Source organism: Thauera mechernichensis, from assembly GCF_029588855.1.
Classification (GTDB): domain Bacteria; phylum Pseudomonadota; class Gammaproteobacteria; order Burkholderiales; family Rhodocyclaceae; genus Thauera; species Thauera mechernichensis.
This window is the reverse complement of record NZ_JARQZE010000007.1, coordinates 89,421-101,856: the sequence shown is the minus strand read 5'-3', so window position 1 is coordinate 101,856 and position 12,436 is coordinate 89,421. Positions and strand designations below refer to the sequence as shown.

At 65.7% G+C, this 12,436-nt stretch carries 8 protein-coding genes; 4 read left to right on the top strand and 4 right to left on the bottom strand.

Features of this window, described 5'->3' with window-relative positions; all coding sequences use genetic code 11:
* Positions 1–14 precede the first annotated feature (14 nt).
* The 4 genes from dapE to dapC form a co-directional block, all read right to left on the bottom strand.
* A complete protein-coding gene (gene dapE / locus P7F68_RS11600) occupies positions 15–1,163 on the bottom strand; it encodes a succinyl-diaminopimelate desuccinylase (protein ID WP_277833246.1) in 1,149 nt (382 codons plus the stop codon).
* 58 nt (positions 1,164–1,221) lie between these two features.
* Entirely contained in the window at positions 1,222–2,400 is a 1,179-nt protein-coding gene (locus tag P7F68_RS11595; protein WP_002932431.1) for a PilT/PilU family type 4a pilus ATPase, read from the bottom strand.
* A gap of 62 nt (positions 2,401–2,462) precedes the next feature.
* Positions 2,463–3,284 (bottom strand): 2,3,4,5-tetrahydropyridine-2,6-dicarboxylate N-succinyltransferase, encoded by an 822-nt coding sequence (gene dapD, locus P7F68_RS11590; RefSeq protein ID WP_002932427.1) that lies wholly within the window; start codon positions 3,282–3,284, stop codon positions 2,463–2,465.
* 14 nt (positions 3,285–3,298) lie between these two features.
* The gene (gene dapC, locus P7F68_RS11585) at positions 3,299–4,492 is read right to left on the bottom strand and encodes a succinyldiaminopimelate transaminase (protein ID WP_277833242.1); all 1,194 of its coding nucleotides are present in this window, start codon (positions 4,490–4,492) and stop codon (positions 3,299–3,301) included.
* A gap of 130 nt (positions 4,493–4,622) precedes the next feature.
* Between dapC and smc the strand changes: the two genes are divergently transcribed.
* The 4 genes from smc (at position 4,623) to galU (ending at position 12,397) form a co-directional block, all read left to right on the top strand.
* Positions 4,623–8,165, top strand: a complete 3,543-nt coding sequence (gene smc / locus P7F68_RS11580) for a chromosome segregation protein SMC (RefSeq protein ID WP_277833241.1) — start codon at positions 4,623–4,625, stop codon at positions 8,163–8,165.
* Positions 8,166–8,200: 35 nt separating this feature from the next.
* On the top strand, positions 8,201–9,286 hold the full coding sequence (locus P7F68_RS11575) for a cell division protein ZipA (protein WP_002937389.1): 1,086 nt from the start codon (positions 8,201–8,203) through the stop codon (positions 9,284–9,286).
* Positions 9,286–11,370 carry an NAD-dependent DNA ligase LigA gene (ligA, locus tag P7F68_RS11570; RefSeq protein WP_277833238.1) on the top strand — a complete coding sequence of 695 codons (2,085 nt, stop codon included), beginning with the start codon at positions 9,286–9,288 and terminating at the stop codon, positions 11,368–11,370. Before P7F68_RS11575 ends, ligA begins: the two co-directional genes overlap by 1 nt.
* A gap of 124 nt (positions 11,371–11,494) precedes the next feature.
* Positions 11,495–12,397: a UTP--glucose-1-phosphate uridylyltransferase GalU gene (gene galU / locus P7F68_RS11565; RefSeq protein WP_277833236.1), complete on the top strand. Its 903-nt coding sequence runs from the start codon at positions 11,495–11,497 to the stop codon at positions 12,395–12,397.
* The last annotated feature ends 39 nt before the right edge of the window (positions 12,398–12,436 follow it).

Sequence of the window (12,436 nt, the reverse complement as noted above, 5' to 3'; positions counted from 1 at the left end):
GTGCCCGATAGGAGTCAGCCCGCGGGCTGGAGCAGGGCAGCAAGCGTGCGTTCGTAGATCGCGGACAACGGTTCGACCGCGTCGATGGCGACGCACTCATTGATCTTGTGAATGGTGGCGTTGACCGGCCCGAACTCGACCACCTCTGGGCAGATATCGGCAATGAAGCGGCCGTCCGACGTGCCGCCGGTGGTCGACAGCTCGGTGGTGACGCCGACGGTGTCGTGGATGGCAGCCGACAGTGCCCTTACTAGCTGCCCTCGGCCAGTGATGAAGGGCTTGCCGGACAGATGCCAGTCGATCTCGTAGTCGAGGCCATGGCGGTCGAGGATCTCGCAGGTGCGACGCTTGAGATCGTCCGCAGTCGACACCGAGCCGAAGCGGAAGTTGAACAACACCTCGCACACGCCCGGAATCACGTTGTTGGCACCCGTGCCGGCGTGGATGTTCGACACCTGCCAGGTGGTCGGCGGGAAGAACTCGTTGCCCTCGTCCCAGCGGATGGCGGCGAGTTCGGCCAGTGCCGGGGCGAAGAGGTGAATGGGATTGCGTGCGAGCTGCGGGTAGGCTACATGCCCTTGCAGCCCCTTGACGCGAAGCGAGCCCGAGAGCGAGCCACGGCGGCCGTTCTTGATCATGTCGCCAAGCGTGCTGACCGAGGTCGGCTCCCCGACGATGCAGTAGTCGATGCGCTCGCCGCGGGCTGCCAATGCCTCCACCACCTTGACCGTGCCATGGGTGGCGACCCCTTCCTCGTCCGAGGTCAGCAGCAGCGCGATGCTGCCTTCATGATCAGGGCAGGCGCTGACGAAGCGTTCGATTGCGGTTACGAAAGCAGCGAGCGAGGTCTTCATGTCCGCAGCGCCACGCCCGTAAAGAAGGCCGTCGCGCAGGTTCGGCTCGAACGGGGGCGTATCCCAGGCTGCGGCAGGGCCGGGCGGCACCACGTCGGTGTGGCCGGCGAGGCATAGCACCGGTGCCTGGCTGCCGCGGCGCGCCCACAGGTTCGACACCCCACCGGTGTCGATGCGTTCGCAGGTAAAACCCAGCGCCTGCAGGCGTGCGGAGATGAGGTCGAGGCAGCCGGCGTCCTCAGGGGTGACCGAGGGACGGGCGATGAGCTCGCAGGCGAGGGTGAGCGTCGGGGTATGGTTGGCGTGCATGTGAAGAGTCGGTTGGGGGAGTATGGCGCGGTGGCGCGGCATGCCGCGCCCCTGACGCTCAGTTGTTGCTCATGTCGAGGGTGAATTCCTTGAAGGACGCTCCCTCTTCGTTGATGCCCTCGAAGTCCAGCGCCTTGCCTTCGCGCGCGCTCTTCAACGAGGGCGACTCGGGTTCGTTGATCTGGGCATTGTTGATCAGCCAGTGGAGGTTGGTTGGCGAGTCGGCATTGGCGAGTGCCTCCTCCAGGGTGATCGTCTTTTCGGTGTAGAGCTGGTACAGCGCCTGCTCGAAGGTCTGCGAGCTTGGCGCCAGGGATTGCTCCATGGCCTCCTTGATGCCGTTGAGCTCGCCGCGCTCGATCAGCTCGCTGATGTGGCGCGTGTTCATCAGGATCTCGACCGCGGGTACGCGTTTGCCGTCAGGCTTGCGCACGAGGCGCTGGGAGACGATGCAGCGCAGCGCGACGGCAAGATCGAGGTAAAGGAGCTGGCGGTTCTCGATCGGGAAGAAGTTCACGATGCGGTTGAGCGCGTGGTACGCGTTGTTCGCGTGCAGGGTCGCCAGGCATAGGTGGCCTGTCTGTGCGTACGATATGGCGGCCTGCATGGTCTCGCGGTCGCGAATCTCGCCGATCAGGATGCAGTCAGGGGCCTGGCGCATCGCGTTGCGCAGAGCTTCGTTCCAACTCAGCGTATCGATCCCGACCTCGCGCTGATTGACCACCGACTTGCGATGCTTGAACAGGTACTCGATGGGGTCCTCGACCGTGAGGATGTGGCCACTGCGGTTGCGGTTGCGGTGGTCGAGCATCGACGCCAGCGTGGTCGATTTGCCCGAACCGGTGGCGCCGACCACGAGGATCAGGCCGCGCTTGTCCATCACCACCTCGGTCAGCACCGCAGGCAGGCCGAGTGACTGGACTTCCGGGATGTCGCTCTGGATGTAGCGCACGACGATCGCCATCGAATTGCGCTGCCAGAAGACGTTGATACGGAAGTTGCCCAGGTCCCGGCGCCCGAACGAGAGGTTGAGTTCCCGGTCGCGCTCGAGCGCGGCGATCTGCGAAGGGGTGATCGCCTCCTGGATGATGCGCTGGATCATCAGCGGGTCCATGACCTGCTGGTTGATCGGCATGGTGTGGCCCTGGATCTTGATGTGGATCGGGGCGCCTGCGGTGATGAAGATGTCCGAGGCCTTCTTTTCGGCCATGAGCTGGAAAAGGCTGTCGAAAATCATGGCTCCGGACTCCTGCGAATGTTGTGCGTGGGGGCACGCAGCCCCCGGCTGCGATGTGCGGCTTACGCTCCGCGCAGCAGTTCGTTGATGGCAGTCTTGGCGCGCGTCTGGGCATCCACCTTCTTGACGATCACCGCGCAGTACAGGCTGTACTTGCCGCATGCCGAGGGCAGGCTGCCCGGAACGACCACCGCGCCGGCCGGTACACGGCCGTAGGTGACGGTGCCGGTCTCGCGATCATAGATCTTGGTGCTCTGGCCGATGTACACGCCCATCGACAGCACGGCGTTCTCCTCGATGATGACGCCTTCCACGACCTCGGAGCGGGCGCCTACGAAAACGTTGTCCTCGATGATCACCGGGCCGGCTTGCACCGGTTCGAGCACGCCACCGATACCGACGCCGCCTGACAGGTGCACATTCTTGCCGATCTGCGCGCACGAACCGACGGTTGCCCAGGTGTCGACCATCGTGCCTTCGTCGACGTAGGCGCCGATATTCACGTACGAGGGCATCAGCACCACGTTCTTGCCGATGAAGCTGCCCTTGCGGGCCACGGCCGGGGGAACGACGCGGAAGCCGCCATCGCGGAACTGATCCGGCGTGTAGTCGCCAAACTTGGTCGCGACCTTGTCGAAGAAGTTGAGGCCGCCGGCCTGCACCACTTCGTTGTCGCGCAGGCGGAAGGAAATGAGCACCGCCTTCTTGATCCACTGGTTGACCACCCACTGGCCATCCTTCTTCTCGGCCACGCGCAGGGTGCCGGCATCGAGGCCTGCGATCACCTGCTCGACCGCGTCACGGATCTCGGCCGGAGCGGAGGTGGGCGAAAGGCTGGCGCGGTTTTCGAAGGCGTCGTCGATGATCTGTTGCAGAGCGTGCATTGGGGGTTTCTCTCTCAGAGGGTTTTGCAGAAATCGATGATGCGCTCGGCGGCTTCGACGCATTCGTGTGTATCGGCCACCAGCGCAATGCGGACGAAGCCGGCGCCCGGGTTGACGCCCTGGGCCTCGCGCGCGAGATAGCTGCCGGGCAGGACCGTCACATTATATTCAGCCTGCAGCCTGCGGGCGAACTCGGTGTCCGGCAATGGCGTACGTACCCAGTAGTAGAAGCCGGCATCGGGCAATTGAACGGGAAGGTAGGGGCGCAGCATGGGCGTGACGCGAGCAAACTTGTCGCGATAGAGACGGCGGTTCTCCTCGACGTGGGTCTCATCGTTCCATGCTGCCACCGAGGCGGCCTGGACCGCGGGGCTCAAGGCGCAACCGTGGTAGGTCCGGTAGAGCAGGAAGTTCTTGAGGATGCGCGCATCGCCGGCGACGAAGCCCGAGCGCATCCCGGGGACGTTGGAGCGCTTGGACAGGCTGGAGAACATGACGATATTGCGGAAGTCGGTGCGCCCCAGGCGCCATGCGGCTTCCAGGCCGCCGATCGGTTTGGCGTGGTCGTCGAAGTAGATCTCCGAGTAGCATTCGTCGGCCGCGATGACGAAGCCGTGACGGTCCGACAGCTCAAAAAGGGTCTTCCACTCGTCGAGCTTGAGCAGGCGACCGGTGGGATTGCCAGGCGAACAGACGTAGACGAGCTGGATGTCCCGCCAGGTCGCGTCGTCGATCGCCGCGAAGTCCGAACCGAAGCCGTTCTCGGGCAGGTTGTTGATGAAGAGTGGCTCGGCGTTGGCAAGCAGCGCAGCGCCTTCGTAGATCTGATAGAACGGATTCGGGCACAGCACCTTGGCGCCAGGGCGGCTGCCATCGACCACGCACTGTGCGAAGGCGAAGAGCGCCTCGCGCGTACCCGCCACCGGTATGACCTGGGTGGCGGGGTCGACCTGCGGCAGCCCGAAACGGCGCTCGAGCCAGTGGGCGATCGCGCCGCGCAGGGCATCCGAGCCCAGCGTCACCGGATAGCTGGACAGCCCGCCCAGGTTGTCCGCCAGGGTCTGGCGGATGAAGCCGGGGGTGGGGTGCTGCGGCTCGCCGATCGACAGGCGGATCGGCTTCAGGTGCGCGGGCGGCTCGATGCCGGCAAACAGTGCGCGCAGCTTCTCGAACGGGTAGGGCTGCAGTCGGGCGAGGTTTGGATTCACTTTGATACGGATCGGGTACGCGCCGGGCGCGTCCGCGCGAAGTCGGTAGGGGCGGAAATGTTATCATGCGAAGCCTCTGCGCCCGTCCGTGGCGGCGCTGCCACGCTCTCGCCCCTGCCTGTTTCCCGAAGTGCGCCTCTCCAAGCTCAAACTCGCCGGCTTCAAGACCTTTGTCGATCCGACGACCGTGCTCACCCCGGGTAGCCTGGTCGGCGTGGTGGGACCGAACGGTTGCGGCAAATCCAACATCATCGATGCCGTGCGCTGGGTGCTGGGTGAGACTCGCGCGTCGGCGCTGCGCGGCGAGTCGATGCAGGACGTCATCTTCAACGGTTCGACCACGCGCAAGGCGGTATCGCGCGCCAGCGTCGAGCTGGTGTTCGACAACGCCGAGGGCAAGGCGGCCGGGCAGTGGTCGCGTTATGCAGAAATCTCGGTCAAGCGCGTGCTCGACCGCTCGGGCGAGTCCACCTACTACATCAATGGCGTCCATGTCCGGCGCAAGGATGTGATCGACCTTTTCCTGGGTACCGGGCTCGGGCCGCGGGCCTACGCGATCATCGAGCAGGGCATGATCTCGCGCATCATCGAGGCGCGGCCAGAGGATATTCGCGGCTTCCTGGAAGAAGCCGCTGGGGTGACCAAGTATCGCGAGCGGCGCAAGGAGACCGAGGGGCGGCTGCGCGATGCGCGCGATAACCTTGCCCGCCTCGACGATATCCGCATGGAGCTGGGCGAACGCATCGCCCACCTCGAGGCGCAGGCCGAAGTGGCAGCGCGCTACAACGCCCTCAACGGTGCGCATGTGCAGAAGCAGCAGCTGCTCTGGTTGCTCAAGCGTAACGAGGCGCGCACCGAACTCGAGCGCAGCCGCGCTGAGCTGGGTGAAGCCAGCGCGCGCATCGACACCGACAACGCGCGCCTGCAGGAACTCGAGGGGCGTGTCGAAGCGGCACGCGATGCCCAGTTCGCAGCGTCGGAAGCCGTGCATGTCGCGCAAGGCGATCTGTTTGCAGTGAGTGCGGAGGTGGCACGCCTCGAGACCGAACTCCAGCACGTCGGCGAGGCCCGCAAGCGGCTGGAGGCCCGGCTTGCCCAGCTCGAACTCGACGATGCGCACTGGCGCGCGCGCGCCAGTGCGCTGGGCGAGGATCAGGCGCGTTGGGAGGCGCTGGCCGAGAATGCCGCCCTGCGTGCCGAGCACGCCGAGGCGCGTCATGCAGAGGTCAGTGAGCGCCTGCCCGAACTCGACGCCGCCCGCCAGGCGGCCGACACTACCGTCGGCGCAGCACGGCGCGAGCTGGCCCACACCGAGCAACAGCTGCGCGTCGAGGACGCCAACCGCAACAGTGCCGTTCGTGCGCTCGATGCATTGGCGCAGCGGCGCGCCAGGCTGGAGGCCGAGCAGGGTGCGATCGTCGGCCCCGATGAGCGGGCGATAGCGGAACGCGAGGCTCGCCTGGAGTATATGGAAGATGAGCTCGAGACATTGCAGCACGCGCTTGCCAGCGAACAGGCACGACTGCCGGATACCCAGGCCCGGCTCAAGGCGGCGCTGGACCATGAGCGCATGGTCCAGCGCCGGCTGACCGAGCTGCGTGCCCGTCGCGATGCGCTGGCGCAGCTCCAGGCCCGACTGCAGGCCCAGGGCAAGCTGGGCGACTGGCTCAAGCGTCATGGGCTGGATGGCCTGGCCCCTTTGTGGAAACACTTACGCGTCGAGCAGGGTTGGGATACGGCGGTGGAGGCGGTGCTGCGAGAACGCCTGGCGGCGCTGCTTGCTGTCGACGCCGAGGCGGCGCTGGCGGCTGCGCGGGTTGTGCTCGACGAGGCTCCGCCCGAATCGCTGGCCATTGTGCTCTTGCCGGCGACAGAGGGTGGCGTAGCTGCGGACTTTTCCGCGCCCGGCCTGCGGCCGCTGGAGGCGCTGGTCGACGTCACCGATCCCGGCTTGCGACCGCTGATCGCAGGCTTCCTGCACGGCAGCTGGGCAGCCGAGCACCTCGAGGAGTGGCTACCCCGGCGGGCCGAACTGCCCGCGGGCGTGACGCTGGTCGGCCCGCGTGGGCAGGTGCTGGATCGCAACGCATTGCGTCACTTCGCGGTGGACAGCCGTACTCATGGCGTAATCGAGCGCCAGCGCGAGATCGACATGCTCGCAGCGGAGCAGGCCACCCTCGAGGACGAAGCCAGCATTGCCCATGACGCGCTGGCGGCTGCAGAAGCGCATGCTGCCGCACTGCAGGAGCGTGTCGCGGAACTGCGCCGGGACTTGCAGGTGCGGCAGGCGGGCGTACATGCCGAACAGGTCGAGCTGCTCAAGCTCAGCCAGGCGCGCAGTCGCGCGGATGAGCGCCGTGGCCAGCTTGCGCGCGACCTCGACGACATCGTTCAGCTGGCGGCGATCGAGCGCGAACATCTGTCGCGAGCCGAGCTGGAGCAGGCTCGCGCGGCCGAACTCGCCGACATGCAACGCGCACGGCTGGATGCGGCGGGCGAGGTCCTGCGCGAGCGCGAGCAGGCGCTGCGTGAAGCACGTGCGCTCGAGCAGGCAACTGGCCGCGACCTGCAGGAGGCACGCTTTTCGGCACGCGAGTGCGACGGCAAGCTCGAGGACATTGCACGCAACCGACAGCTTGCGGACGAGCAACTCGCGCGTATCGCGAATGAGGCGGTGGTACGTCGGGGCGAACTCGAAGCGGCCGACGATCGCCGCAGCGTGGAAGCCTTGCACGAGGCGCTTGCGCTGCGTGGCAGCCGCGAGGCCGCGCTCGGGGTACGCAGGGATGCGCTCGAGGAGGCCAGTGCGGCCCTGCGTCAGGCCGAGGAGCTGCGTATGCGCACCGAACATGAGGCGGCGCCAGTGCGGGTCAGGGTCGGCGAACTGCGCCTGGCGGTACAGGCGGCCGAACTTGCAGTGAGCCAGCATGAAGAGCGCCTGCGCGAGGTCGCCGCCGACGAGGACGCGCTTGCGCCGCTGCTTACGCCAGAGCTCAAGGAGAACAGCCTGCAGCGCGAGGTGGCGCGCCTGGCGCGGGAGATTGCCGAGCTTGGGGCGGTGAATCTCGCGGCACTGGATGAATTGCGGACGGCTTCGGAACGCAAGGGCTATCTCGACACTCAGACCGAAGATCTCTTGCTGGCGATCGACACCCTCGAGGATGCGATCCGCCGTATAGACCGCGAAACACGCGAGCAACTGCAGGACACCTACAATACGGTCAATCGGCAGTTCGGCACGCTCTTCCCGCAGCTTTTCGGCGGCGGGCGTGCCGAACTGGTGCTGACGGGCGAGGAGATCCTCGATGCGGGCATCCAGATCGTGGCGCAACCGCCGGGCAAGAAGAACACCTCGATACACCTGCTGTCCGGCGGCGAGAAGGCGCTGACGGCGATCGCGCTGGTGTTCTCGATGTTCCAGCTCAATCCGGCGCCGTTCTGCATGCTTGACGAGGTCGATGCCCCGCTGGACGATACGAACACCGAGCGCTACGCGAACATGGTCAAACGCATGTCATCGCAGACACAGTTCATCTTCATCAGTCACAGCAAGATCACGATGGAGTTCGCACAGCAGCTGGTCGGCGTGACGATGCAGGAGCAAGGGGTGTCGAGAGTGGTGGAAGTGGACATCGAGGAAGCGCTGCGCCTGGCGGAGCCGGCGGCAGCCTGAGGCATGGGAATACACGGGGTCATTCGGGAACATACATGGACAGCGAACTTCAGATTGCGCTGATTGGAGCAGGGCTTGCCGCGGTCGTCTTGATCGTTGGCTACAACAAGTGGCAGGAGCGCAAGCATCGCCGTCAGGCCGAACGTGCGTTCAAGTCCGAGCACCGCGACGTCTTGCTCGAGCCGCGCACCGACGGTGCTGCAGCCGACGAGCGCCGCGAGCCGGGACTTGGGCTCGACGAGTCGCCGCGCCGCTTCAGCGAGGCGCCGGTCAAGCGCAGCGTGCCCGAGATTCCGAACTTTCTGGATGAGCGCGCCGACTGCGTCATCCGCCTGGAGGCCATCGAGGCGCTCGATGTGCACAAAGTCTGGGCGGCGCAGGCCGAGCAGCTCGCGGGCGTGAACAAGCCCGTGCGTTGGTTCGGGTTCAACGATGCGCAGAACGTATGGCAAGCGCTCGGTCCACACAGTGCTGGCGCCTGCCACTGGTTTTGCGCTGCGCTGCAGCTGGTAGATCGCCAGGGCTCGATCGGCGAAGGCGATTTCCTGCGCTTCACCGGTGGTGTGCAGCGTGTGGCGGATGCGGTGATGGCCCTGCCGCCCGGATTGCCGCAGCGCGCCGATACCTTGCGCAATGCGACCGAACTCGACCGCTTCTGCGCCGACGTGGACGTCCAGATCGGTGTCAACGTCGTTGCACGCGACGGCCAGTTTGAGGGCCGTGCGATCCAGCAGCTCGCCGAACGCCACGGTCTCAGCCTCGCCAACGATGGCTGCTTTCATGCCCTCGATGAGCGCGGGGCAAGCCTGTTTTCCCTCGGCAACCTGGAGCCGGGCCTGTTCGCGCCCGACGCAATGCGGCAGATCGTGACACAGGGCCTGACCCTGGTGATCGACGTTCCACGCGTGAGCGACGGCCGCGCCGTGTTCGACCGCATGATGCGCATCGCGGTCGACCTGGCCGAGCAGCTCGGTGGCGTCGTGGTCGACGACAACCGTGCGCCATTCGGTGACGAGGCGGCCAACCTCATCCGGGTACAGATCGAGCAGTTCCAGGGGCGTATGGCGGCCAATGACATCCCTGCCGGCAGCTCCCTTGCCCAACGCCTGTTTGCAGTCTGATGGATCTCTTCGAACATGCCCGGGCGCAGGGTGATGCATTGCGCGCGCTCGAAGCGCGCGCGGCCGAGTTGCGCGCCCTGATCGCGCAGCATGACCATGCCTACTACGTCCTCGACGCGCCGACCATCGCCGATGCCCAGTACGACGACCTGTTCCGCGAGTTGCAGGCGATAGAAGCCCGGCACCCCGATCTGAAGACCGCAGACTCGCCCACTCAACGCGTAGGCGGGCGGCCTCTGGCTGCCTTTCCGGCGGTACGCCACCGCATTCCGATGCTGTCGATCCGCACCGAGACCGACACCGAGGCGAGCGGGGCTGAGGGTTTCGACGCGAGGGTGCGGCGTGAGCTGGGCCTGGCGTCGGCGGCACCCGCCGTCGAGTATGCTGCCGAACTCAAGTTCGATGGACTTGCCATCAGCCTGCGCTACGAGCACGGCCTGCTCGTGCAGGCCGCCACGCGCGGCGATGGCGAAACCGGCGAGGACGTCACCAGCAATGTGCGCACGGTCAAGGCCGTTCCCCTGCGTCTGCGCGGCGCGCCCCCTCCGGTGCTGGAGGTGCGTGGCGAGATCTACATGCGGCGCGACGATTTCGAACGCCTGAATGCCCGCCAGGCAGCGGCAGGCGAGAAGGTCTTCGTTAACCCGCGCAACGCCGCCGCAGGCAGCATCCGGCAGCTCGACCCCACGGTCGCCGCCCGCCGACCGCTGTCTTTTTTCGCTTACGGCGTGGGCGACGTGGACGGCTGGCTGCTGCCCGACAGCCATGCACAGGTGCTCGATGCGCTCGAGGCCTTCGGGCTTCCGGTATGCGCGCACCGCGCGGTGGTGAGCGGCGCCGAGGGCCTCGCGGCTTTCCACGCCAGGATCGCCGGCCTGCGCGACAGCCTCGGTTTCGACATCGATGGTGTCGTGTACAAGGTGAATGCGCTCGCCTTGCAGCAACGGTTGGGCTTCGTCACGCGCGAGCCGCGTTGGGCCGTCGCGCACAAGTACCCGGCGCAGGAGGCGATCACCTTGTTGCGCGATATCGAGGTGCAGGTTGGTCGAACCGGCGCGCTGACGCCCGTTGCGCGACTGGAGCCGGTTTTCGTGGGCGGCGTCACGGTCACCAACGCGACCCTTCATAATCAGGACGAGATCGATCGCAAGGATGTGCGCATCGGCGACTGGGTGGTCGTGCGCCGTGCCGGTGACGTGATTCCGGAAGTCGTGGCACCGGTGCCCGAGCGCCGGCAGACGGCACTGCCGCGCTTCGTGCTCCTTGAACGCTTTCCGAACTGCCCGGTGTGCGGTTCCCACGTCGTGCGTGGCGAGGACGAGGCGGTCGCACGCTGCACGGGAGGGCTGTTCTGCCCCGCGCAGCGCAAGCAGGCCTTGCTGCACTTTGCCAGCCGGCGTGCGATGGATATCGAGGGCCTGGGGGAGAAGCTCGTCGACCAGCTGGTCGATGCAGCGATCGTGAAGACGACGGTCGACCTTTATCGACTTGGTCTGCTTGCACTGGCAAACCTCGAGCGCATGGGCGAGAAGTCCGCGCACAACCTGCTGGCGGCGATCGACAAGAGCCGTTCGACAACGCTCGCGCGCTTCATCTTTGCGCTTGGCATCCGCACCGTGGGCGAGGCCACCGCGCGCGAGCTCGCGCGCCATTTCGGTGCGCTTGACGCGCTGATGGAGGCCGACGTGGATGCCTTGCAGCAGGTTGCCGACGTGGGTCCCATCGTTGCGCGTTCGATTGCCGAGTTCTTTGCCGAGCCGCACAACCGCGAGGTGATCGAACAACTGCGGGCCGCCGGCGTGAATTGGACCGAGGGGGCACCAGCCGAGGGTGCAGTCGGCGCACTGGTGGGCAAGACTTTCGTCCTTACCGGGACGCTGCCGTCGATGACGCGCGACGAGGCCAAGGCGCAGATCGAGGCGAGAGGCGGCAAGGTTGCGGGCTCGGTATCGAAGAAGACCCACTATCTGGTCGCCGGTGCTGAGGCCGGCTCCAAGCTCACCAAGGCGCTCGAGCTGGGCGTCACCGTGGTCGACGAGCAGGCATTGCGCACGCTTATGAACGAATCGGATACAGATCGTTGATACCGCCGGTCCCGGCTTAAGGCATCATGGCGGGCTGCTGCGCCGCACAATCACATCATAGTCATTTCGGGTCGTTTCGGGCTCGCTATACAGCCCGGTCAGTCAATATGGGAGTCAGAGAACAATGAAGAAGGTCACCAAGGCGGTCTTTCCGGTTGCCGGCATGGGCACGCGCTTCCTGCCCGCAACCAAGGCCAGCCCCAAGGAGATGCTGCCGATCGTGGACAAGCCCTTGATCCAGTACGCGGTCGAGGAAGCGGTGGCAGCCGGCATCACCGACATGATCTTCATTACCGGGCGTACCAAGCGCTCGATCGAGGATCACTTCGACAAGGCCTACGAGCTCGAGACCGAACTCGAGGCACGCGGCAAGAAGGAACTCCTCGAGATTGTGCGCAAGACGGTGCCGAAAGGGGTCAACTGCATCTACATCCGCCAGTCCGAAGCGCTGGGCCTGGGACATGCCGTGATGTGCGCCAGCCATGTCGTGAGCGACGAGGCTTTCGCCGTGATCCTGGCCGACGATCTGCTCGACAACAAGAACGATACGCCGGTACTCAAGCAGATGGTTGATGTGTACAACTACCACCGCTGCTCGGTGCTGGGCACCATGAACGTTCCGCGCGAGGAAACCCGCAGCTACGGCATCGTCAGCACGGAGACCCAGAACGGGCAGGTGCAGCGCATGACCGGCATCGTGGAAAAACCAAAGCCCGAAGAGGCACCGACGACGCAGGCGGTGGTGGGGCGTTACATCCTGACCCCGCGCATCTTCGATCACATCCGCGCACTCAAGCCTGGCGCCGGTGGCGAGTACCAGCTGACCGACGCCATCGCCTCGCTGCTCAAGGAAGAAGCCGTGCTGGCCTACCAGTTTGACGGCGTACGCTACGACTGCGGCTCCAAGCTCGGCTATCTGAAGGCCACGATCGAGTTCGGCCTGCGTCACCCGGAGACAGGTGGCGAATTTGCCCAGTACCTGAACGCCCGTTTCGGCGCAGAGTCCGGCGGCAGCAAGAAGAAGTAAGCCGGGCCGCAAGCGCCGTTGTAGGAGCGACGCCAGTCG

What these genes read in the sequence shown, in the direction of transcription:
- dapE (WP_277833246.1), bottom strand. Translation starts at nt 1,163, where the DNA reads ATGCACGCCAACCATACCCCGACGCTCACCCTCGCCTGCGAGCTCATC.
- P7F68_RS11595 (WP_002932431.1), bottom strand. Translation starts at nt 2,400, where the DNA reads ATGATTTTCGACAGCCTTTTCCAGCTCATGGCCGAAAAGAAGGCCTCG.
- dapD (WP_002932427.1), bottom strand. Translation starts at nt 3,284, where the DNA reads ATGCACGCTCTGCAACAGATCATCGACGACGCCTTCGAAAACCGCGCC.
- P7F68_RS11575 (WP_002937389.1), top strand. Translation starts at nt 8,201, where the DNA reads ATGGACAGCGAACTTCAGATTGCGCTGATTGGAGCAGGGCTTGCCGCG.
- ligA (WP_277833238.1), top strand. Translation starts at nt 9,286, where the DNA reads ATGGATCTCTTCGAACATGCCCGGGCGCAGGGTGATGCATTGCGCGCG.
- galU (WP_277833236.1), top strand. Translation starts at nt 11,495, where the DNA reads ATGAAGAAGGTCACCAAGGCGGTCTTTCCGGTTGCCGGCATGGGCACG.